Source organism: Roseburia sp. OM04-10BH (assembly GCF_003462605.1).
In the GTDB taxonomy this organism is placed as follows: Bacteria; Bacillota; Clostridia; order Lachnospirales; family Lachnospiraceae; genus Roseburia_C; species Roseburia_C amylophila.
This window is the reverse complement of record NZ_QTZI01000005.1, coordinates 16,296-40,111: the sequence shown is the minus strand read 5'-3', so window position 1 is coordinate 40,111 and position 23,816 is coordinate 16,296. Positions and strand designations below refer to the sequence as shown.

General features: G+C 41.8%; 20 protein-coding genes and 3 tRNA genes. 20 read left to right on the top strand and 3 right to left on the bottom strand.

Features of this window, described 5'->3' with window-relative positions:
• Positions 1 to 421 precede the first annotated feature (421 nt).
• The 5 genes from DXB43_RS06650 to DXB43_RS06630 all read left to right on the top strand — a co-directional run bounded on the left by DXB43_RS06650 (position 422) and on the right by DXB43_RS06630 (position 3,986).
• Positions 422 to 2,134: an alpha-amylase family glycosyl hydrolase gene (locus DXB43_RS06650; RefSeq protein ID WP_117947130.1), complete on the top strand. Its 1,713-nt coding sequence runs from the start codon at positions 422 to 424 to the stop codon at positions 2,132 to 2,134.
• Between the two features lie 132 nt (positions 2,135 to 2,266).
• Positions 2,267 to 2,339 (top strand) — tRNA-Phe (locus DXB43_RS06645).
• Between the two features lie 20 nt (positions 2,340 to 2,359).
• Positions 2,360 to 2,430 (top strand) — tRNA-Gly (locus DXB43_RS06640).
• Between the two features lie 21 nt (positions 2,431 to 2,451).
• A tRNA-Gly gene (locus DXB43_RS06635) sits at positions 2,452 to 2,524 on the top strand.
• A gap of 229 nt (positions 2,525 to 2,753) precedes the next feature.
• Positions 2,754 to 3,986 carry a DUF4317 domain-containing protein gene (locus DXB43_RS06630; RefSeq protein ID WP_117947129.1) on the top strand — a complete coding sequence of 411 codons (1,233 nt, stop codon included), beginning with the start codon at positions 2,754 to 2,756 and terminating at the stop codon, positions 3,984 to 3,986.
• Between the two features lie 95 nt (positions 3,987 to 4,081).
• Here DXB43_RS06630 and DXB43_RS06625 read toward each other — a convergent pair whose 3' ends face one another.
• Entirely contained in the window at positions 4,082 to 4,501 is a 420-nt protein-coding gene (locus tag DXB43_RS06625) for a restriction endonuclease (RefSeq protein WP_158567200.1), read from the bottom strand.
• A 194-nt stretch (positions 4,502 to 4,695) separates the two neighbouring features.
• On the opposite strand from DXB43_RS06625, the gene DXB43_RS06620 reads away from it, so the two are divergent.
• A complete protein-coding gene (locus DXB43_RS06620) occupies positions 4,696 to 6,483 on the top strand; it encodes an aminopeptidase P family protein (protein WP_334294238.1) in 1,788 nt (595 codons plus the stop codon).
• An 83-nt stretch (positions 6,484 to 6,566) separates the two neighbouring features.
• On the opposite strand, the gene DXB43_RS06615 is transcribed toward DXB43_RS06620, so the two are convergent.
• Positions 6,567 to 8,567 (bottom strand): amylo-alpha-1,6-glucosidase, encoded by a 2,001-nt coding sequence (locus DXB43_RS06615; protein ID WP_243006647.1) that lies wholly within the window; start codon positions 8,565 to 8,567, stop codon positions 6,567 to 6,569.
• Between the two features lie 714 nt (positions 8,568 to 9,281).
• On the opposite strand from DXB43_RS06615, the gene DXB43_RS06610 reads away from it, so the two are divergent.
• On the top strand, positions 9,282 to 9,785 hold the full coding sequence (locus DXB43_RS06610) for a hypothetical protein (RefSeq protein ID WP_117697691.1): 504 nt from the start codon (positions 9,282 to 9,284) through the stop codon (positions 9,783 to 9,785).
• A 13-nt stretch (positions 9,786 to 9,798) separates the two neighbouring features.
• The gene (locus DXB43_RS06605; RefSeq protein WP_117697689.1) at positions 9,799 to 9,981 is read left to right on the top strand and encodes a DUF6472 family protein; all 183 of its coding nucleotides are present in this window, start codon (positions 9,799 to 9,801) and stop codon (positions 9,979 to 9,981) included.
• Positions 9,982 to 9,983: 2 nt separating this feature from the next.
• Here DXB43_RS06605 and DXB43_RS06600 read toward each other — a convergent pair whose 3' ends face one another.
• Complete coding sequence (locus DXB43_RS06600; protein WP_117947127.1) at positions 9,984 to 10,268, bottom strand: hypothetical protein; 285 nt, start codon at positions 10,266 to 10,268, stop codon at positions 9,984 to 9,986.
• 195 nt (positions 10,269 to 10,463) lie between these two features.
• Between DXB43_RS06600 and DXB43_RS06595 the strand changes: the two genes are divergently transcribed.
• The 12 genes from DXB43_RS06595 to DXB43_RS06540 all read left to right on the top strand — a co-directional run bounded on the left by DXB43_RS06595 (position 10,464) and on the right by DXB43_RS06540 (position 23,787).
• Entirely contained in the window at positions 10,464 to 10,688 is a 225-nt protein-coding gene (locus tag DXB43_RS06595) for a hypothetical protein (RefSeq protein ID WP_117947126.1), read from the top strand.
• 87 nt (positions 10,689 to 10,775) lie between these two features.
• A complete protein-coding gene (gene murI, locus DXB43_RS06590; RefSeq protein ID WP_117841634.1) occupies positions 10,776 to 11,552 on the top strand; it encodes a glutamate racemase in 777 nt (258 codons plus the stop codon).
• A 418-nt stretch (positions 11,553 to 11,970) separates the two neighbouring features.
• The gene (locus DXB43_RS06585; RefSeq protein WP_117947125.1) at positions 11,971 to 13,167 is read left to right on the top strand and encodes a cation:proton antiporter; all 1,197 of its coding nucleotides are present in this window, start codon (positions 11,971 to 11,973) and stop codon (positions 13,165 to 13,167) included.
• Positions 13,168 to 13,592: 425 nt separating this feature from the next.
• Positions 13,593 to 14,918, top strand: a complete 1,326-nt coding sequence (locus DXB43_RS06580) for an MATE family efflux transporter (RefSeq protein ID WP_117947124.1) — start codon at positions 13,593 to 13,595, stop codon at positions 14,916 to 14,918.
• Positions 14,919 to 14,957: 39 nt separating this feature from the next.
• Positions 14,958 to 16,118, top strand: a complete 1,161-nt coding sequence (locus DXB43_RS06575) for an ATP-binding protein (RefSeq protein WP_117947123.1) — start codon at positions 14,958 to 14,960, stop codon at positions 16,116 to 16,118.
• Positions 16,119 to 16,204: 86 nt separating this feature from the next.
• Positions 16,205 to 16,684, top strand: coding sequence for a Cys-tRNA(Pro) deacylase (ybaK, locus tag DXB43_RS06570; protein WP_117841638.1), 480 nt, complete (start codon positions 16,205 to 16,207; stop codon positions 16,682 to 16,684).
• Positions 16,685 to 16,730: 46 nt separating this feature from the next.
• Positions 16,731 to 17,327 carry an HdeD family acid-resistance protein gene (locus DXB43_RS06565; RefSeq protein WP_117841639.1) on the top strand — a complete coding sequence of 199 codons (597 nt, stop codon included), beginning with the start codon at positions 16,731 to 16,733 and terminating at the stop codon, positions 17,325 to 17,327.
• 31 nt (positions 17,328 to 17,358) lie between these two features.
• Positions 17,359 to 17,589, top strand: coding sequence for a hypothetical protein (locus DXB43_RS06560; protein WP_022242978.1), 231 nt, complete (start codon positions 17,359 to 17,361; stop codon positions 17,587 to 17,589).
• Positions 17,590 to 17,663: 74 nt separating this feature from the next.
• Positions 17,664 to 18,716 carry an HD-GYP domain-containing protein gene (locus DXB43_RS06555; RefSeq protein ID WP_117947122.1) on the top strand — a complete coding sequence of 351 codons (1,053 nt, stop codon included), beginning with the start codon at positions 17,664 to 17,666 and terminating at the stop codon, positions 18,714 to 18,716.
• Positions 18,717 to 18,748: 32 nt separating this feature from the next.
• Positions 18,749 to 19,315 (top strand): TetR/AcrR family transcriptional regulator C-terminal domain-containing protein, encoded by a 567-nt coding sequence (locus DXB43_RS06550; protein ID WP_022242980.1) that lies wholly within the window; start codon positions 18,749 to 18,751, stop codon positions 19,313 to 19,315.
• 155 nt (positions 19,316 to 19,470) lie between these two features.
• Positions 19,471 to 21,555: an efflux RND transporter permease subunit gene (locus DXB43_RS06545; protein ID WP_117947235.1), complete on the top strand. Its 2,085-nt coding sequence runs from the start codon at positions 19,471 to 19,473 to the stop codon at positions 21,553 to 21,555.
• 21 nt (positions 21,556 to 21,576) lie between these two features.
• Positions 21,577 to 23,787: a hypothetical protein gene (locus tag DXB43_RS06540; protein ID WP_117947121.1), complete on the top strand. Its 2,211-nt coding sequence runs from the start codon at positions 21,577 to 21,579 to the stop codon at positions 23,785 to 23,787.
• Positions 23,788 to 23,816 lie beyond the last annotated feature (29 nt).

The following is a 23,816-nucleotide window of genomic DNA, read 5'->3' as shown; positions in this document are numbered from 1 at the left end:
TCTTGCCACTGCTTTGACTGGATGCAGTGGGTGTCCGGCTGATACGGATACCTCATGCAACCGGTAAGGGGCGCTAAGAATTTCAATCTACATTATATCTATTCCGGCAACCGGCGCAAAGTCACATCCGTGTTCCAGTTGCGCCTCGTTGGCACGTCCTGTGCCAACGTTGCCGGTTGCCAGATGAAATTCCAAGCGCCCCTAACCAGTCACAAAATGGTATCCGCATTCAGCCGGACAACCACTTGCATTTTGTCAAACATTGGAAAGACAGATGATAATAAGAAAAGAAAAATGTGCTGGTTAGAATTGGAGCATTCTGTCTGGAAAATAACGTTATTTCAAATGCAGAACAAAAGCATCGCATTTACATCACCCCTTCATTTCAATGAAATAAGAAAGAGAAGAAAAGGAGAATCATATGAAAAAAAGACTACAGGCGTTACTTCTTGCACTGTGCCTTACCCTTGGAACTATAGGTTCTGGCTGTGGCGGCAGACAGGATAACAATGCTGCGGGAACAGAGACTGCTGCGGCGACAGAAACTGAAAAGACCGCAAGTGTGGAAGACTCTGCTATGGCAAAGGCAAATGCAGGAGAACTGAATATCATTGATGATAAATACCGCACCTATTATGAAGTGTTTTTATATAGCTTTTATGACAGTGATGGAGATGGAATCGGAGATATCCAGGGATTAATTGATAAACTGGATTATATCAATGATGGAGATGACAGTACAGATACAGACCTTGGCTGTAATGGAATCTGGCTGATGCCGATCATGCCATCACCGACCTACCATAAATATGACATTTCTGATTATGAAAATATTGATGAGCAGTATGGAACTATAGATGATTTTAAACAGTTAATCGAAGCATGTCACAAGCGCGGAATCCGTGTGATTATTGATTTCCCGATTAACCATACATCATCGAAACACCCATGGTTTACACAGGCAGTGGAATATCTGGAGGGACTAAGTGACGGACAGCAGCCGGATAGCAGCGTTTGTCCGTATGTAGATTATTATAACTTTACAACAGATCAGTTAAGCAGTGTGTATTATAAAGCTGGCAGCAGCAATTGGTATTATGAAGGAAAATTCTGGAGTGAAATGCCGGATTTGAACCTTGACTGTGAAGCGGTGAGAGCTGAATTTGATGAGATTACATCCTTCTGGATGGATCTTGGGGTAGATGGTTTCCGTATGGATGGTGCCAAAGAATATTTTTCAGATAATACCACAGAAAATGTGGAAGTCTTAAAATGGTTTAATGATATGGTAAAGGCAAAAGATGAGAATTCCTATATCGTGGCAGAGGTCTGGACGGATCGTGAGACATATGCAAAATATCTGGAAAGTGGAATTGACAGTGTATTTAATTTTGATTTTGGAGATGGCGATGGGATTATTGCCAATGCAGTAAAAGGAAGCTCAGAGTCCGGAGCAAAAGGATATGCCAATGTCTGCGGCAAAATGGATGAGCTTTTAAGCCAGTATAATGAAAATTATATTGATGCACCGTTTTATACAAATCATGATATGGCAAGAGGTGCCGGATACTATAGCGGCGAGTATAAGGCTGCACAGATTAAGACTGCCGGAGCCATGAATCTTATGATGAGCGGCAATGTATTTCTTTATTATGGGGAAGAAATTGGTATGAAAGGCTCTGGAAAAGATGAAAACAAGCGTGCACCAATGCAGTGGTCCTCAGATACATCTGCAGAGGGTATGTGTAAAGGGCCGGATGGAATGGAAAGCATTAAGATGACAAATGGAAGCTTGGAAGACCAGCAGGATGACCCGGATTCCATTTATAATTATTTCAAACAGGCAATCCGCCTGAGAAACCGTTATCCGGAAATCGCCCGTGGTATCGCTGCAAATGTAGAGAATCTTTCTGATAAGAATATAGCAGCAATTACCAAGACATATGATGGTAAAACCACATTACTGGTATTTAACCTTTCCCAGGAAACTCAGAAGGTTGACATTTCAGGTGTAGATTTAGGCGGAGAAGGTACTATCGGTGGAATGCTTCTGACCGGAGAAGATACAATTACGCTGGATAATAATGAACTGACACTGCCATCTTATTCCATGGCACTTATTACCGTAGAATAAAGCCGAAATGCATAAAACCGGAACAGAGTTATCGTGCCACCGGAATAAAAATGAAAAAAGCAGGAAAATTGTCTTGACAACCCCTGCTTTTTCCGATAAAATAATCAGTGCTGTGAGTGCTTTACAGCACAAGCCCAGTTAGCTCAGTTGGTAGAGCAGAGGACTGAAAATCCTCGTGTCTCTGGTTCGATTCCGGAACTGGGCATTGCCGAAAGGCAATGAACTGCGGGTGTAGTTCAATGGTAGAACACCAGCCTTCCAAGCTGGATACGTGGGTTCGATTCCCATCACCCGCTTTGCAGACTATAATTGCATATGCGATAGTGGCGTAGTTGGTAACGCGCGACCTTGCCAAGGTCGAGACCGCGGGTTCGAGCCCCGTCTATCGCTCTTTCAAAAAGCAAGAAATTTATCTTGCTTTTTTTTGACTTTACAGGAAATTGCTTTCCTGTAAAGTCAAAAACGCTCCGCGAGGATGCGCACTGCGGCGTATAAGGTAGATGTCGCAAGCGACCGCCGCAGGCGCGGGAATGTGCCAAGGCACATTCGATGTTCTATAAAAGTCTGATTTGGGAACATAAGAAATAAAAGAAAGGTAGTAAAGGAGTAGATTCATAGTATGGATAAAAAAGGTGTGGCAGAGTTAAAGAGACGTTTTACAAAAGAAAATTGTACCTTTACCAGATTGTGTGGCTGTTATGTAGATGCCGGTAAGAATAAGGTAGTTGATTTAAGTGAGACATTTTTAAATCTGGAAGATGAAGAGTTTTATAAATATTTGGAGATTGCCAGGAAAACCTTATCAGGAACTATTGGAAATAATCTTTTGGAATTGAATTTTCCACTGGATGAAGAAGCAGCAGGAGGAAGACAACAGTTTCTTTTAGGTTTAAGGGAAAGTAAATTAAAAAATCCTGAGTTACTGGAACGTTTTTATGATATGGTCATTGAAAGCTATGACTATGCAGGCAACTATCTGATTTTGCTGTTCCATGATGCTTATGATGTCATGACCAAGACCACGGATAATAATGCGCTGGATGAATCAGAAGAAGTGTTTGAATACCTTCTATGTGCAATCTGTCCGGTACAGTTATCCAAACCGGGATTGGGTTACAGAGAAGATGAAAACCGTATCGGACCAAGAATCCGTGACTGGGTGGTAAGCGTACCGGACAGCGGTTTCTTATTCCCGGCATTTACCGACCGCAGTACAGATATTCATTCCCTGATGTTCTATACTAAGGATACCAAGGCACCGCATGCGGAATTTATGGAGTTGGGATTAGGCTGTGGCGCAAGACGCACCGCAACGGAGCAGAAGATGACCTTCCATTCTATCGTCAAACAGGCATATGGCGATGATGTGGAAAAGAGCGGTGAAGTGCTGATGGAGATTCAGCAGAACTTAAATGATCTGGTAGAAGAGAAAGCAGAACTGGAAGAAGACCCGGTAATTCTGACACCGGAGCTTTTGACCAATGTTATGGAAGAAAGCGGCGTTGCACCGGAAAAGGCAGAAAAGATTGGAAAGACCTGCGCAGAGGAATTTGCAGAAGAAGCACCACTGGCAGAAAATGTAGTAGACAGCAAAGCACTGGCTGCCAATGAGCAGATTCAGAAGGAAAAGGAGCTGGTAGCCCAGGTTGAAGTGCTGCAGCAGCAGTTAAAAGAGAAACAGATAGAGGAAGAAGCTGACGAAGTAGTTAAGACCTATGATGTTGTGCTTCGTGTAAAACCGGAAAAAGTTTCACAGATTAAGTCCGAGGTTATCAACGGACAGAAATGTCTGGTAATTCCAATGGCAGAAGACGAACATGCCAATGTAAACGGAGTAAATACAACTGTATAATAAATAAGAATACCATCTTTACCGGCTGGTAGATTGAGCCGGTAAGGATGGTATTTGTATATAAAATCATTATGATGAAATCCTTCTTTTGAATGTCAGATTAGTGCAGATTCCGGAGATAGGATGCAAAAAATCAGCAATCCACACAGCAGAAGAAATAGGAGAAGCTGGAAGAATCTGCCCCAGCGGAAGCTGCGATGGTTTAACTGGGTGCCGTCAATGAGAATGACATCATTGGCTTCGGCAAGGGCAATGGCACCGGGATAGAAAACGCTGTTGGTAATGACGATCGCTTCATCACAATCATAATAGGATTTGCCAGCAACGGCTTCCTGTACGGCACTGTTTCCTACTTTGCCCTGATATAATTTACACTGGACTGCATAGGTAGTCCGGTGTTTTTTTGCAATTAAATCCACACCAAAATCTCTGGAAGCTTTGGTGACAGTAACCTTTGAATATCCGTTGCGTTTTAAATATTCGGCAGCATATTCTTCAAATTCGTAGCCATTCATTTTGTCAAAATTGACACCAAAAAAGAACCGCCGCAGTCTATGGAATACGGCGAACGGAAGATGTATAATAAATCTTATGAAAAAGAAAAGTATTTTTCCAATCAGGCGAAACATAAAAGAATTCCTTTCCGTTCATAATAACGGATGCTATACTGTAATTGACCCGCTTGCATTCATTATAGCATAACATAGAGGTGATAGATTTGAAAGAAGAATTGATGGAATTAAGACAGAAGATGAAAGAATACGGCATGGCGGCATATCTCATTGTTTCCGATGATTTCCATGCATCAGAATATGTAGGAGAATATTTTAAATGCCGTGAATATATTTCCGGATTTAACGGTTCGGCAGGAACGCTGGTAATTACTGAAGATATGGCAGGACTCTGGACAGACGGAAGATATTTTATCCAGGCAGAAGAACAGCTTGCCGGCACCGGCATTACATTATTCCGGAGTGGACAGCCGGGGGTAGTGGATATTGGCACTTTTTTGGAAGAAAAAATGGAAGATGGCACCGTATTGGGGTTTGATGGAAGAACCGTAAGTACCGGCATGGCAAAGAGTTTAAAAGAAAAATTGCGGGAGAAAAAGATTACATTTGCTCCAGACCGTGATGTCGTAGGCGAAATCTGGGCGAATCGTCCGGCATTATCCTGTGATCCAATCTGGGAGCTTGGCGTGGAATATGCAGGTGAGAGCCGGAAAGATAAGGTGGCAGGGGTACGAAAAGCAATGGTGGATTGCAAGGCGGATTACTTTTTAATTCCGTCTTTGGATGAAATCGCATGGCTTTTTAATATCCGTGGAAATGATATTGCATACAATCCGGTGGCATTATCTTATGTGCTGATTGCACCGTATGAAATCCGCTGGTATGTAAATGAAATGAGTGTGCCGGCTGACTTAAAGGAAAGACTTTCCGCTGAAAAAATCTTTATTTACAGATATGAACAGATTTATGCGGATATAAAGGAAATTCCGGCAGACAAAAGCATTCTTATAGACGAGAGTATGACAAATTATGCACTGTATGATGCCATTCCAAAAGAGGCACATAAGGTAAAGAAGAACAGCCCGATTGAGCTTATGAAGGCAGTGAAAAATGCCACCGAAATGGAGCATGAGCGGCTGGCGCATAAGAAGGATGGCATTGCTTTAACAAAACTTATCTACTGGTTGAAGCATGTGGAAGATAAGCGGCAGATAACGGAGCTTACGGTATGTGATAAATTAGAAGAATTCCGGAGACAGGGAGAAGGCTATCTGGGACAGAGCTTTGCACCGATTGCTGCATATGGTGCTCATGGAGCTATTGTGCATTATGAGCCGGATGAGAAGAGCAATATTCCACTGGATAACAAAAGCTTTCTGCTGCTGGATACCGGCGGACAGTATCTGGATGGCACAACGGATGTGACAAGAACCATTGCCCTTGGAGCATTAAGCTCAGAGGAGAAGAAGCATTATACTGCCGTATTACGAGGAAATCTGAAACTTTCGGATGCAAAATTTAAATATGGCTGTACGGGAGTCAACCTTGACTATCTGGCAAGAGAAGCGTTGTGGCATATGGGACTTGACTATAACCACGGAACAGGCCATGGCGTTGGCTATTTGTTAAATGTACATGAAGGACCGAATGCATTTCGTTACCGGGAACGGTGCGGTACCGGAACCATCATGGAAGAAGGTATGATTACTTCAGATGAACCGGGACTGTATCTGGAAGGAAAATACGGCATCCGCCTTGAGAATCTGTTGCTTTGTAAGAAAGCGGAGAAAACGGAATATGGACAGTTCATGGAATTTGAAACATTGACAGTTGCACCATTTGATTTGGAAGCCATCGACTGGGAAGAATTAGACAGCCGGGAAAAGGCACTGCTTCGGAAGTATCAGCAGTATGTCTACGATACGATTGCAGACTTCCTTTCTGAAGAAGAAAAGAAATGGCTGAAGGAGCAGATTCCGGCATAGAGATATCGGTATTGCACGGGGATGAAAAGAGAGGCTTGATAAATCAAGCCCCTCTGTGTTTCCCGTAGTTTATTTCCCATAGTTTATTTATATGGAAGAATATCCTCGGTATAAGCCCGGAGAATTTCTCCGACACTCCATGCCTGGGCATAGCAGCCGCGGGAGGTGTGCGGTTCATCTCCGTCAAAGATTTCTGCAATAGAACCAATACAGCCGTGATAGAACTGCTCTCTGGTGGCATCTAACATGGCATCGGCCTGTTTGATGACTTCTTTGGAAGTTCCATAGACATGCACATAAGCAGTCAGAAAACCGCCTAAGAGGAAACCCCAGGAAGTACCCTGATGGTAAGCGTGGTCACGTTTATCAAGACAGCCTTCATAGGTCGGATGGTATTCCTTATCATCCGGGCTTAAGGAACGAAGACCGGTTTTGGCATATAGTTTCTCATAAACCTTATCTACAATCTCTTTTTCTTTGTCAGCATCTAACATGCGGTGTGGCAGGGAAACGGCATAAATCTGATTTGGACGAAGGGTGGCATCACCTTCCAGTCCGTCTACCACATCATAGAGACATCCATCTTTTTCATTCCAGAATTCTTTTGTGAAAGATTCCTTTGCATGCGCAGCAAGAGCTGCATAGTGGGAGCCGTCTTCTCCAAAACGCGTTGCCCATTCCTCCATCAGGCAGAGTGCATGATACCAGAGCGCATTGATTTCTACCGGCTTGCCGTGCCGTGGTGTAGCAACCCAGTCGCCCACACGGACATCCATCCAGGTTACCTGGTCGAGACCGCTTCCGGCATGGATAAGTCCATCTTCTTCCATATAGATGGAGAAATCTGTTCCGTGCTCATAAGCTGCAATAATTTCTTTTAATTTCGGATAAATGGTTTCCTGCACAAAAGCATAATCTTCCGGAGTGCCGGTGTAATCGAGATATTTTCCAACTGCATAGAAATACCACATGGAAGCATCTGCGGTGTTATACAATGGGGCGGTTCCTTCATCCGGAAACATGTTTGGCACCATGCCATGGTGGACATAGCGGGCAAATGTGGTAAGAATATCTCTGGCATCCTGATAGCGCCCGGTAGCCAGAGTTAAGCCGGTGAGGGCAATCATGGTATCCCGGCCCCAGTCAGTAAACCAAGGAAGTCCGGCAAGAACAGTCATCAGTCCGGTAGACTGCCGGTATGCAAGAAAATGGTCGGCGGCAATGGTCAGGGTCTCTGCCAGTTCATCATGGTAGCCTGCCTTTTTCTCTAATGCATCAAAACGTGCCATTTCTGCGGCTGCAGTGGCAAAGGCATCCTTTTCATAGGTATCTTCAATGGTGCAGACGATAGATATTTTCTTGCGGCATCCGGCATCCAGTGGAAATTCAATCTGGTATGGCGTGTAGTTATCATCTAATGCATCAGATTCTACATCCAGCTCTTTCTGTAACTGCATTCCGGTGGTATATTTTCCCTCACATGGAACAACGGTTCCGTCATCGGTAAAAAGACGGATGGTAACATCTTTATTCTGCTGCGGCACCAGTCGGATTTCCGGCTGTTCGTAAGCAGTATCGAATTTTAAAGTGTCTATGGTAGAAGCTTCATGGTGTACCCGGTAATTAAAGAGCGGAGTCAGCACCAGCGTAGCAGATTCTCCATCATTCTGGATATCATAGGAAATGGCAATAGTGTTTTTACCGTGCTCAAAGGCGAGTGTCTTTGTCATGGTAAATTCCGGAGCTTTGGTGGTAAAATGTACCAGTCCGTCATAAGTAAAGGAATTAAGGTATTCAATGCCTTTGCGGTAAGCGGTACTGCCATCGTCAGCAAGATACTGTTCTACGGTAAAATCTATTTTCTCGGAAGAACGAATCAGACACTCGTTGATTTTGGAGAGAATGACGAAACGTTCTACCGGCGGGTGCAGGCTGGCAATCAGATAGCCGTGGTGTTTTCTTGCATGGGCGCCGGTTACAGAACTGCCGGCATAGCCGCCGATTCCGTTGGTCAGAACCCATTCCTTCTGTACACCCACCGACATTGGGGTGAGGGCATCTTTATTTAAATGATATGCTTTCATAGAAATCTCCTTTATCGTGTAATCTGTCCGGGTGGAGGAAAGAAAAAAACAGGAAAACAATTGTAAATGTCATTTCAGGCTTCTGCTATTTTTGATACAGAATGCTGCAGAACTAAGCTGCTTTGTTTTCTTTTGCTATTCAGCCGGTCTTTCCAATGTTTCACAGCATAGCGGCACGGTTCGCTGCAATGCGGATGCATGAGAAAGGCTGATAGGGGCACTTGGAATTTCATCTAGCAACCGGCAATGCTGGCACAGGACGTGCCAGCAAGGTGCAATCTGAACATGGATGTGAATTTGCACCGGTTGCCAGATGAACGATTAGCCTTTTTGAAATTCTTGGTGCCCCTTGCAGGCTTTCTGTCGCATCCGCATGCAACGGACAGTACCGCTATCCGGTGAAAGCAACGGAAAGACAGCCTGCAATCAGAAAACAAAGGCAGCTAAGAACTGCTGCGCATTCTGTCTCCATAAAAAGGAGCAGAAGCTTGAAATAACATTGAAATATGTTTTCGGCTTATAGTTCTTTCCTCCACCCGGACTGTTTGCCTCTATTGTAACGAAATAATTCGAAAAAATCTACTGAAAAACACGGAAAAAACATAATTATTAAATAAATATAATCTACTGGATTAATCGTGGAAAAAGAGCTATAATGAAAAAGAATCTGCATAAGAAGCAGTTGCAAAAAGAAAAAGTTGAGAGGTTTAAAGTATGAGTATTTTTGAAAACACAGTTTTAGTAGATAAGAAGGTATCGGTGGTAAATGTAATATTAAGATATCTTTGTATCGCATTGACGATTTTCTGTGTACTGGTTTCCATTATTGTATATCCGGGAATTTTACTGGTTCCTGCAATTATCTTTGCAGTTTTCTGGTATCTTCTTAAAATTGCATCACAGATTGAATGGGAATATACCTATATTGAAGGAAGACTTAGCTTTGCACGCATCAAGGCAAAGAGAAAGAGAAAAAATGTTGCAAAGATTGAGATGGAAGAGGTTGTGCTGATTGCACCGTCAACTGCACATGAATTGTATAATTATCATAATAACAATCAGGTGAGCGTAAAGGATTGTTCTTCCAAGCAGTCGGGAGCGAAGACCTATGAAGTGATTTATAAGAACGGTAGCGGACTTGGAGATATTATCTTTGAGCCGGATGAAAATATGCTGGATATGATCTGCAACCGGAATGCAAAGAAAGTCATCAGATAGGAGAGGTGATTTTATGGCAGAGCAGGGAAATTGTGATACCTGTGTGAATTTTGTTTATGATGAAGATTACGAATATTATGTCTGCGATATGGATCTGGATGAAGACGATATGGTAAGATTTCTTACCGGCAATACCAATTCCTGCCCATATTATCAGCTTTATGATGAGTACAAGATAGTACGTCACCAGATGTAACATTAAATATGAACGGTTTTGAAAAGGTCTGTATTTTCTTCATAGACCTGATTGAGCCAGTCACAGGCCTGACCAATGCCTTCGTCAGAATATTCGAAGGTGTTGGTCTTTTTTTGCTCTTCCGGCGTGGCGGTAAAGCAGTAAGGACCCGGCCACCAGGTGGCAAGCAGAGTGGTGGAGTCATCTTCTACATGCTTCTCTATGCGGTAGCGCATGCCCAGGTGGCTTCCGGTATACTGTGTTTTATTATAAAAAGGAATGGAAAATAAATCTTTACGTTCTATCATAACAGCACCTGCTTTCAAAATACTATATCAAAGGTAGCATAAGAAGGGACTCTTTGCAAGAAATGAAAGAGATATTTAAAAGTCATATTTAAAACACAGGTCTGTTATGGCTTGCACATTCCATCCCAAGATGATAGAATAAACATGACATTAGAAACATAATGTTGGGGTGATAAGGAGTAGATAGGGGAAAGAATGGAAAACAAATTCTGTTACCTGAAAGGGCTTGTGGACTGCAGTTCGGGACAGATTCAGGACTGCAATGTAAAGCATGTGTCCAGGTGTCCGCGGGAAGAAGACACGGATAAGAAGGAGAGCCGGCAGGCGTTCTGCTACTTAAAAGGACTGGTAGACTGTGCTCCGTGTGATGTGCAGGACTGCAATATTAAGAGAGTGCGTAGATGCCCGAGGGAAAACTAAGAATCGCTGCTGAAAACGGAAAATCTGTTTTCAGCAGTTTTTTACGAAAGAAGAGAACCTATTTGTATGCGAAAACAGGGGGCTATCATGAAACAGACCGAAAGACCAATTGCAGTATTTGATTCAGGTGTAGGTGGAATAAGCGTATTACGTGAACTGGTACGCCTGATGCCAGATGAAAATTATATATTTTTTGGAGATTCTAAAAATGCACCTTATGGTGGAAAAAGCTTAGAAGAGGTGCGGGAACTTACGGAATGCCATGTAAGACATCTTCTGTCGGAAGGAGCAAAAGCAGTAGTGATTGCCTGTAATACAGCAACCAGTGCAGATGTCTCGATTTTGAGAAAAGAATATCCTGATGTACCGGTGGTTGGAATTGAACCTGCATTAAAGCCTGCAGTACAGTTTATGGAGCATCCGCGGGTACTTGTTATGGCAACGCCAATGACAATCCGGGAAGAAAAATTTCAAAGGCTTATGGCACGGTATGAAAAGGAAGCAGAGATTTATCCGCTGGCATGTCCCGGAATTGTGGAATTTGTTGAGCGTGGAGAATTAAATAGTGCAGACTTGAAGGCATTTTTATACAGACTGTTGAAACCATATTGTGAGGGAACAGTGGATGCAATCGTTTTGGGATGTACCCATTATCCTTTTGTAAAGGATGCAATAGCAGAAGTGATGGGGAATACAGTGGAATTTTTTGATGGAGGAGCTGGCGTGGCACGGGAGACCAGACGGCGGCTTATGGAAAAGGAATTATTGTATACCGGAGACAGAGAAGGCAGGGTAATATTTGAAAACAGCGCGGCAACACTGGAAAAGCTGCGATTGTGCGAAACATTACTTAATTCTAAATAAAATATAAATTAAATGGGAATAATTTTTTAGATTTTTTTAGAATCCTTTTCGAAAGCTGACACACTTTAGACACATTTCATGGATATAATAGATTTATCAAATGAAGGAACGAAAAATTAAAAAACAGATTTCCTTTCGTTTGAGAAAAAAGTGGCAATAATTTCCTTTTAATAGATGAAACATTTTCATAACTAAACTCCTCGAAAAAACAGTCCGGAAGGGCTGTTTTTTCATGCTAAAAAGAAGGACTGATTTTTAATTGTGAAAAAGTAACAAAAAATTCTGGAAAATATATAAATATTAAGTAACAAAAAAAGAAAAAATGTATTGCTATTACCCACAAAAAGAGTTAACATAGTTCCGGGTTTAGGAGAATGTAAAAAGAAAAAACAAGAGAAGAAAGGAAAGAGGTCATATTATGGAATCTTATGAATTTCTGCTTTTTTTAGCAATTATTTTAATTTCAACAAAAGTATTAGGACTTTTCTCACGAAAAGTGCATATGCCGGCAGTAGTAGGAGCACTGGCAGCCGGTATTATTTTAGGACCATCTGTATTAAAACTTATCACACTGGATGGAACCAACGGAGTATACCTTGAAATTACAGCTGAAATCGGAGTTATTTTCCTGATGTTCTCCGCAGGACTGGAGACTGATTTGAAAGAAATCAAGGCAAATGCATTGGCATCCTTTATCGTTGCTTTAATCGGAGTTATTGTTCCTCTGATTGGTGGATTTTTAGGGTATGCATTGTATTTCCATACAGATTTTGCAGATTATCAGGAGGTATTGAAATCTGTCTTTATCGGAGTTGTGCTGACAGCAACATCTGTGAGTATTACAGTAGAAACATTGCGTGAACTGGGACGTTTAAAGGGAAGAGTCGGAACAACCATTCTTGGCGCAGCTGTTATTGACGATATTCTTGGAATTATTGTACTTACCATTGTAACGAGCTTAAAGGATACCAGCGTAAATCCGGTTACTGTTATGGTTAAGATCGTTCTTTACTTTATTGTAATCGGAATCTTATTCTTCCTGGTATCAAAATGCAAACCATTAATTGAAAGCGAAGGTCAGAAAAGACGTGTTACTGTATTTGCACTGGCATTCTGCTTCTTATTATCCTATATATCAGAAAAATTCTTCGGCATTGCAGATATTACAGGTGCATATTTCGCAGGACTGATGCTTTGCAGCATGAAGAACGGTGAATATGTAAAAGACAGAATCAACTTCCCGTCTTACTTATTCTTCTCACCGGTATTCTTCGCAAGTATCGGTATTAAGACATCCTTAGACGGAATGACAGGTTCTATGATAGGATTTACCATTATCCTTTTAGTTATTGCTTTACTGACCAAGGTGGTTGGATGCGGACTGGGCGCAAAGTTCTGCCGCTATACAAATAAAGAAGCATTACAGATTGGTGTCGGAATGATTTCCCGTGGTGAGGTTGCGTTAATTGTTGCCCAGAAGGGATATCAGTGCGGCATGTTAGATGATAGATTCTTCGCACCAATCGTACTGGTAGTAATCGTGACAACATTGATTACCCCGATTCTGCTGAAGCTGGTAATGAATGATAAACAGTCTGAACAGCCGGTAGCATAAAAGTCAGATAGCGCAGTAAAATAAAATCCTGCAGACCAAAAATAAATGTAAGTTTGTTACATTTGCGTCCGCAGGATTTTCTTGTAATTGCGCATAGCTATTGATTTTATTATTATTTGCAGCTTGCTATTTAGATAAACGTTTGTGTAGTCTGCCAAAGCAGGGATGCTTATCGGGGCTGTTAGTAGTATCTGGAATTTGTTCTTTATCTGGCAACGCTGGTACAGGGATGTACCAGCGAGGTGCATAGGAACAGGGATGTGACTTTGCACCGGTTGCCGGAACAGAGACAACGAAAAAACAAATTCCAGATACTACTTACACCCTGATACCGCATCCCGTCTTGGCAGACTACACAGACGCCATTCAAAAAGATAAATTATAAAATGTAAAGAACTATCGAAAGAAAAGAAAGAGGACAAAACGTGGAACAAAAGAAAACTCTTGGACAATTGTTTGTACCAATCTGCCTGGAAACATTATGTTATATGCTTTCCGGCATGGTGGATACACTGATGCTTTCATCTGTGGGAGATGCAGCAGTCGGTGCTGTTGGAACAGCCAATACCTATATAGGTATTTTTATCATTATGTTTTCTGTTATTTCAGCCGGAATGATTGCGGTTATGACGCAGTATATCGGTGCCGGAAGAGAGGGGATTGCATATCAGGCAAGACAGCTTGGCATGTTATTTAACGCCATTGTAGGAGCAATTCTTGCGGTATTTTTGTTCTTCCAGTCAGGAATGATATTATCAGCGGTTGGTGTGGCAGATTCTCTGATGGAGTATGCAAAAACATATCTTAGGATTGTGGGAGGCGGATGCATTTTAAACGCACTGATTCCGATTTTCTCCAGCTACTTAAGAGCGTTTGGATATACCAGACAGCCTCTTGTGGCAACGGTATCTGCCAACATTTTAAATCTTATCTTAAATGCAGTATTCCTTTTTGGGTTCCACTATGGAGTAGCAGGAGTTGCTGCAGCAACAGTAATTTCAAGGGTATTGAATCTTGGCCTGGTAATCTGCTTCGGACATTATTATATTCATGCGAAGGAGAAGAAGGAGAGGCTTAAGAACCGTGTGGTATTCGGACAGATTGTCAAGGTCGGACTGCCTTCTGCCTTGGAAACAGCACTATATAATGTGGCAATGACTTTGATTATCCGTTTCTTAAATCAGATGGATGCCAATGGAATGAACGTAACAGCCCGTTCCTATGCCATGCAGATTACAAATTTTTCTTACTGCGTAGGTGCAGCGTTAGCCCAGGCAAATGCAATTATGGTCGGCTGGCGGATAGGTGCACAGGATTATGAAGCCTGTGATAAAGGAACCAGAAAAGCAGCAGTTGTAGGCGTAATTGTTGCGACGATACTGGAGAGCATCTTTGCATTATCGTCCCACTGGCTGATACGGATGTTTACGGATGACCCACAGATGGTATCTCTGGTTGGAAAGCTGCTGGCAATCGATATTGTCCTTGAAATTGGACGGGTGACTAATCTGGTATACGGAAATGCTTTAAAGACCAGCGGTGATGCGGTATTTACTACAGTGATTGCTGCGATATTCATGTACCTGTGTGCGGTGGGGGGAACTTATTTCTTCGGAATTCATCTAGGATTGCTGGTTTGTGGAGCATATATCGGTATGGCAATGGATGAATGTGTCCGGGCAGTGGGAATGATTTTACGGTGGCGGAGCGGAAAATGGAAACAGAAGGTATTGATAAAAGAAAACGCCTAGTATAAAATAAGAGAAAAATTGAAAGTAAGGAGCGGAAGCATGGCAGATACTGAGATTAATCTGGCACAATTAAAAGAATATAAGACTGGGGAATACCAGTTAATCGATATCAGAAATGAGGATGCCTTCCGCTATGGAAGTATCAGGGGAGCAGTCAATCTGCCGGAGCAGGAGATTCTTTTGAGAAAAGAGGAACTATCGGCAGACAAGCGTCTGATACTATTTTGTGCCAAAGGAATCAACAGTATCGGAGTAGCGGAAAGACTAAGGGAAGAAGGTTTTGATGCAGTCAGCTTAGAGGGCGGCTATGGCGCATATCTGCTGGACAGTTTCCAGAAGAAAACATCAGAGAAAGAGGAACGCTGTCAGGAAATTGAGAAGAGCATCCGCAAGAAATTTCATAAAGCAATCTTTAGTAAATTCGCAAAAGCAATCAATGAATACGAACTGTTGCAGCCGGGAGACAAAGTGGCAGTATGTATTTCCGGTGGTAAAGACTCCATGCTGATGGCAAAGCTCTTTCAGGAATTGCAGCGGCATAATAAATTCCAATTTGAACTGGTATTCTTAGTGATGGATCCGGGATACAGTGAGATGAACCGTAAAGTGATTGAACGGAATGCAGAGCTGATGCAGATTCCGATTACGGTATTTGAAACACAGATTTTTGATGCGGTATATGAGATTGAAAATTCTCCGTGCTATCTGTGTGCGAGAATGCGCCGCGGTTATTTATATAGTAAGGCAAAGGAATTAGGCTGTAATAAGATTGCACTGGGACATCATTATGATGATGTCATTGAGACTATTTTAATGGGAATGCTCTATGGTGCACAGGTACAGACCATGATGCCGAAGCTTCACAGCACGAATTTTGAAGGAATGGAATTGATTCGTCCAATGTATTTAATCCGGGAGGATGATATCAAGCACTGGAGAGATTATAATGATTTGCATTTTATCCAGTGTGCCTGCCATTTTACCGATACCTGTACCACCTGTGACCCGGATGGACGTACCGTATCAAAACGGATGGAAATCAAACAGCTGATTGCCAGATTAAAAGAAGTGAATCCATATGTGGAAAATAATATCTTCCGCAGTGTGGAAAATGTAAATTTAAGTACCATTATCGCTTATAAGAAAGATGGGGTAAAACATTCTTTTTTAGAAAACTATGTGAATGGAGCGGATGAGTAACATGCAAAAAGTTTCCGATACGGAAGCTGTAGTTGTTAAAACAGAGACCTTCAAAAAAGTAAAGAACCCAAAAGGAGCATAAAACCATGGGAAAAGAAGTAAAGACTAATGCCATGCGGATTTTAGACCGGCATAAAGTGGCATATGAAATCTTAAATTATGAATGTGATGAATTTATTGACGGACTGCATACGGCAGAGCTTACCGGAGCACCGGTGGAGCAGACGTATAAGACACTGGTCATGCAGGGAAAAAGCAAGGCATATTATGTCTTTGTGGTACAGATTGCAGAAGAGGTGGATTTAAAGGCGGCAGCAAGAGCGGCCGGCGAGAAATCCGTAGAAATGATTCATGTAAAAGATATTACAAAGATTACCGGTTATGTAAGAGGCGGCTGCAGCCCCCTTGGAATGAAGAAACAGTTCCCGACCATTTTGGATAAAAGCATGGAACAGTTTGATAAAATCTATATCAGTGGCGGAAGAATCGGCACGTCCATGGCATTATCTCCGGCAGACTTAGTGGCAGTAACCGGAGCAGCCTATGCAGATATTACTGCAAAATAAAGGAAAGAAATGAAATAAAAAAACAAGTGGAAGGAGCGTATTTATTATGAGGGAAACATTAAAGAGAATCAAAGCAGATGTTATATTATCCGCCATTCTTTGTGTGGCACTGGGAGTTATTCTTATGATATGGCCTGCGCAGGTAACAAAGGTACTTTGCTATATTTTGGCAGCTATTTTATGCGTGATGGGAATCGGACATATTATTTCTTATATGAGAAATAAACTCGAAAGCAGGCTGGGACTGGCAACCGGAATTGCACTGGTTATTTTGGGGGTATGGATTCTGGTACAGCCATTGAACTTTGCAAAGATATTCCCGGTAGTAATCGGAGTCGTATTGCTGATGCATGGTCTGGAAGACTTACGGATGACCATCGAAGCAAAGCAGAATGGTGACACAGCATGGGGAATCCTGCTTTTGATTACAATTCTTAATTTTGCATTCGGAATATTATTAATCTGGAAAGCCATCGAGATGGTACAGATTGCTATGGTAATCGTAGGAATTGCACTGATTTATGACGGACTGAGTGATTTGTTTGTAGTATATCGTGTGGCAGGTGCTGTCAAAGCGGCAAAACAGGCGGCAGAAGCCATTGATGTAGAAGCAGTAGAAGAAGATTCAGAAGAAAATGAATAATTTAGAAGCATAATCAGGAGGCGTATTATCAATGCGGCAGATGGAGTTTAAAATGGAGAGAACCGGGTTACTGGAAGTAGGAGATGTGTTACCGGTGACAGAGAGTAAGCTGCCGACTTCCTATTACTATACACTTGGAAATGCATTTGCAATGTCAGCAAATTATACCTTCCGGGAACGCCTGAAGTCTACCGAAGGGACGGTGGTGGATGTAAAGGAAACACCGAAGGGCTTTTTCGTGACGGTAGAATTTGATGAGTAAAAAAGTTGTAATCGCAGATAAAATGTTATAGAATAGGCGTGTGGGGTAACAAAAGACAAAGAGGAGCAATTTAGATGCGTTATCTACCAATAAAAAGGGTGGAAGCCGGAATGGCACTGGCTCAGGACATATTAGACGGTCAGGGAGTCATGCTTTTAGGCAGACATCAGATTTTGAATCAGGAACAGATAGAGAATCTGGATAAGATGGGTTATCCGGGTCTTTATATTGATGATAAGTTTTCCGAAGAAATAGAGATTGCCGAAGTAATTAAGCCGTCTATTCACTCAAAGAGCCTGGAAATAGTACATCATCTGTTTGTTGACCGCATGGAAGAGGAAGATGTCAGTGAACAGGAATGGCAGATCCGGGAAGCTGTCATGCAGGTGGTGGACAGTCTTCTGGAAAATGAAGAAGTAATGTATAACATGATGAGCCTTAAGAATTATGATGATTATACTTATTTTCATTCTGTAAATGTGGGAATTTTATCCGCAGTAATCGGAGCACATTATGGAATGGATGAGTATGAGCTCCGCATTCTTACTACCGCTGCATTACTTCATGATATCGGAAAGAAATTCTTAGAGATAGATATATTAAATGCACGTCGTGCACTGACCGAGGATGAAAGAAGAATCGTATTACAGCATCCGAAGTTAGGATATGAGTTCCTGAGGGATAATTTTGATTTCGCACCGGAAGTATATCTTGGTGTATTAGAACATCATGAATGCTATAATGGCGAAGGTTATCCGATGCGAAAATCCGGTGATGAAATTAGTATTTATGGAAGAATTATCAAACTGGCAGATGTGTATGATGCCATGATTTCAAAACGGCCATACCGTGATCCGATGCCGCCGGCAGATGTCATTGAATATATAATGGCAATGAACGGTTCGGAGTTTGATCCGAAGCTGGTGGAAGTATTTTTACGCTGGGTGGCTGTCTATCCGGCAGGCTGTGAAGTGGAACTTTCTGATGGCAGAATGGCAGTAGTAAAGCATAATTATCAGGGATTTGTGCTTCGCCCCATTGTAAAAGTCTGTGATACAGGAGAAATCATAGACCTTAAGAATGATAAGGAAGCAAGAAGTATCACCATAGTGCGACTGGTCGTTTAGACGGCTGTTTGATAGGAAGATGAGAGGAAGTTATGACGAATCAGGGAAGGAACGCAATCGATACACTGCTTGCGGAGAGCCTAAAAGAGCTGACAATCAAGCAACCTATAGAAAAGATTACAATCAAGGAGATAACTGATAAAGCGGGAGTTATCCGTCCGACTTTTTATAATCATTTTCAGGATAAGTATGAACTGTTAGAGTGGATTATCCGGACTGAATTATTAGAGCCGGTAAAGCCGTTGATTCAGAATGGAATGATTGATCAGGCGTTAATTATTATATTTGCTGGTATTGAAAAAGAAAAAGATTTCTATACCAAAGCAAGCCGCTTAGAGGGACAGAATTCTTTTGAAGATATTGTAAAGGAATGTATTACGGGAACATTGATAGAAGTATTGGAAGAGAAGAATCTGGATAAGAAGATTCCGTCGCCATGGCTTACAAAAGAGCGGATTGCCCGGTATCATGCCCAGTCCTTATGTTTTCTGGTAATTACCTGGATAAAAAGTGGAATGTCTATGCCTGCAAAAGAGATGTCGGATATTTATAATTATATGATTCGCAATTCTATCGCAGATATTATAGGCGATAATTAATATACAAATTGGCAGATATGTATAGCAACTGTTACAGATTCTACAATTTGTATATTGGATTGATACAGCCAAAAAAGATTGCATATGTTCGAATGCAGTCTTTTTTTTTATACTCTTACCTAGAAAAACATGAAAAAGAAAGAGATGGTAAAGAGATGATTAAATTTGGAAAGGGCGTCGTAAAGCACAGAGTCCTGATACTCATTATCAGTTTTGCTTTACTGATTCCAGCAGCATTTGGTTACTTTAACACAAGGGTTAACTATGATATCCTTTCCTATCTGCCAGGTGAATTAGAGTCCATGAAAGGACAGGATATTCTGGTAGATGAGTTCGGTACAGGAGCATTTTCCCTATGTGTCATTGAAGGTATGGAAGATAAAGATATCTCCACCCTTCGGGAACAGATTGCAGATGTAGACCATGTTAAATCTGTTATATGGTATGATTCACTGGCAGACTTATCCGTACCAATGGACGTATTGCCGGATGAAATTTATGACATATTCAACAATGATGAATCGGACAGCACGCTGATGGCGGTTTTGTTTGATACTTCCATGTCAGCAGATGAGACAATGGATGCCATTGAAGAGATTCGTGGAATCACAACAAAACAGTGTTACTTAAGTGGTATGTCAGCAGTTGTAACAGACATTAAGGATCTGACCAACAAAGAGGTTCCGTTTTATGTATTGATTGCAGTACTGTTATCTGTTCTGGTACTTTCCCTGACCATGGATTCCGCAATTATTCCACTGTTCTTCTTATTAAGTATCGGAATGGCAATTGTATATAATCTGGGAAGTAACGTAATAAAAGGGGAAATTTCCTATGTAACGCAGGCGTTGGCGGCAGTCTTACAGCTTGGTGTTACCATGGACTACTCCATTTTTCTGTGGCACAGTTATCAGGAGAATCAGGAACGGTTTCCGGGAGATAAGAATCGTGCCATGGCACATGCAATTTCAAATACCATTACTTCTGTAGTCGGAAGTTCCATTACTACAGTAGCCGGATTTATTGCATTATGCTTCATGAGTTTTACCTTGGGACTTGACCTTGGTGTGGTAATGGCTAAGGGCGTTATCTTCGGTGTAATCGCCTGCGTAACCATCCTTCCATCCCTGATTCTGGTATTTGATAAGGCGATTGAGAAAACGAAGCATCGTGTTATCTTACCGGACCTTGGAAATATCGCAAACTGGATTACCAGCCATTATTACATATTCATTATTTTATTCCTGGTAATCTTAGGACCTGCAATCTGGGGTTATAACAATACGAACGTATATTATGATCTGGCTGGTACATTGCCGGATTCACTGGAAAGTATTGCAGCAAATAACAAGCTGGAAGAAAATTTTGATATGGGTGCTACCCACATTGTTTTAGTAGACAGCAGCTTAGAGCCAAAGACCATATCGAAGATGATTGATGAAATCGATGATGTGGATGGTGTAAAGGCAACACTTGGTCTGGATGCAATCGTCGGACCGGCAATTCCAAGAGATGTCATCCCGGATTCTATCCGTGGCGAGCTGGAAAATGAAAATTATGAACTGCTGCTGATTACTTCCGAGTATAAAGTAGCATCAGATGAAGTAAATGCACAGTGTGATGCCATCAGCGGCATTATTAAGAATTATGATGAAAATGGCATGTTAATTGGTGAAGCACCATGTACGCAGGATCTGATTACCACGACAGACCATGACTTCAAAGTCGTAAGTGCAGTATCTATCGGAGCAATTTTCGTAATCATCGCAGTTGTATTTAAATCTATATCACTGCCGATTATCCTGGTAGCTGCAATTTACTTTGCAATCTTTATCAACATGGGTATTCCGGCATACACCGGTACACAGCTTCCGTTTATCGCATCCATCGTAATCGGAACCATTCAGCTGGGTGCAACGGTTGACTATGCAATCCTGATGACCAATAAATATAAAAAAGCAAGATATAAGGGAGCCGAGAAGAAGGAAGCAATTACAAGTGCCTTGCAGAGCTCCATCCAGTCCATTATCGTATCCGCATTAAGTTTCTTCGCAGCAACCTTTGGTGTAGGACTTTATTCTGATATCGATATGATTAGTTCCTTATGTACATTGATGGCAAGAGGTGCACTGATTAGTATGTTGGTTGTAATCTTTGTACTACCTTCATTGTTTATGATATTTGATAAAGTAATCTGCGTAACCAGTGCTGGTTTCCGCAACAAGAACAAAACGGTATAGATTAAGAAGGAGGACATAACAATGAAATTTTCAGAATTAAAGAATAAATTCAAAAATAAATATGCGATTCGTGTAATCGCAGGTGTGCTGATGGTGGCAATGCTTGGAACCAGTTATGGCGTATGGCAGGTAAATGCAGCAAAGCCATCTACCGAAAGCGTATCAGAGGAGACTACTGAGAAAGAAGCTTCTACGGAGGATACAGATGCAGAAAATGCAGACGCAGAAGAAACCAAATCGGAATTAAAAGACCAGCTGGGAAATCTTCTGAATTCCGATAAGGAAACAGAAGAAACCGGAAAAGATGAAACAGTATATATGATTGCAGATGCAGATGGTACCGTAAATAAAACCATCGTAAGCGACTGGTTAAAGAATAAAGAGAATGCAGATACTTTGGAGGACGCATCTGATTTAAAGGATATCAAGAATGTAAAAGGCGATGAGACCTTCAAACAGGATGGAGATAAAGTAACCTGGGATGCACAGGGAAATGATATCTTCTATCAGGGTACTACGGATAAAGAAGCCCCGATTACCCAGAAAATTACTTACTATCTGGATGGAAAAGAAATTGCTCCAAAGGATTTAGCCGGAAAGAGCGGAAAAGTTACCATGCGTTTTGAATTTACCAATAATGCGAAGACAACAAAGACTATCGATGGCAAATCCACAGATGTCTATGTTCCGTTCTCTGTTGTAACCGGAATGGTATTAAATGATAACTTCACGAATGTAGAAGTTACCAATGGAAAAGTAATTTCTGATGGAAAAAACAATATTGTGGTAGGAATCACAATGCCAGGTTTAAAAGAAAGCCTTGGTATTGATGATGCTGACCTTGGTGATGATGTCCAGTTCCCGGATTATGTAGAAGTAACTGCAGATGTAGAAGATTTCTCACTGGACATGACAGTATCCATGGCATCCAGCAACCTTCTTTCTGAAATGAATGTAAATGGAGATATTGACTTATCTGTATTATCCGATACAATAGATGAGATGACTGATGCATCTGACCAGTTGGTAGATGGCAGCAGCGAGTTATCCGACGGACTGAAAACATTACAGAGCAGTCTTGGAGAATTTAAAGCTGGTGTTGGAACAGCACAGTCTGGTGTGAAAGATTATACTTCTGGTGCATCTGCAGTAGCAGATGGTGCAAATACCTTAAACTCCGGCATTGCAAAGCTTGCAGAAAGTGCTCCGGCACTGACAAGTGGTGTATCTGCATTAAAGACTGGTGTGCAGCAGGCAGGAGCCGGTGCAACACAGATTAATGGTGGAGTTGCCCAGCTGGTAGATGGAATCGGAACCTTGAAATCTACTGTAAATGGCAGTCTTGCAGGAATGGATGCTTATGCATCTTCAGCAGATGCACAGGCAGCATTTACTTCCGCATTGACTGATTATACCAGTGCAGCAGTAAATTATCTTGCAGTATTACAGCAGTTACAGACCCCGGGAAGTACATTAAACGGTGCCTATTCACAGGTAGTAGCAGCAACCGGTGGCGGATTACAGGCGGTTAATGCAGATGCTAATATTTATATGCTGGATGATACAACCAATGCAGCACTTTTAGCAGTAACTACCCAGGCAGGCAGTGCGGTTGATTTCAATAGCTTAAGCACAGCTTATGCAGCCCAGTTACAGAATATTTCAGCAGTTGCAACCAAGCTTGGAACTACAGGTGGTGCACAGGCACTGGCTCAGGTACAGGCAGGACTTGCACAGTTTGATGATACACAGCTTGCAACCTTAAAGACTGGAGCAGCATCCTTAGATGCAGGCCTGAATGGTGACGATGGAATTGTAGCAGGTGTTAATACATTAGACAGCTCTGTAAATGGCGCACTTTCACAGGGAATTACAGATTTGACCAATGGTGCAAAACAGCTGGCAGACGGAGCAAATACCTTAGTTGCAAATAATGACAAACTGAATGCAGGAATGACTTCTTTGAAGAGTGCAACAGACCTTCTGATAAATGGTGTAGACCAGTTAGAGGATGGCTCTGAGACACTGGCAGATGGAATGGCACAGTTTGATGAGCAGGCAATTGAGAAACTTGCGGATGCTTACAACGGAGATTTGAAAGAGCTCTTGGATAAAGTAGATGCAGTGCTGGATGCCGGAAATGAATATAACACATTTACCAGAACAGCAGATGGTGTCAAAGGAAATGTAAAATTTATTTGGGAAACTGCTTCCATTAAGGCAGAGGATTAAGTATAATAATTTTAAGAGAAAGGAGGACG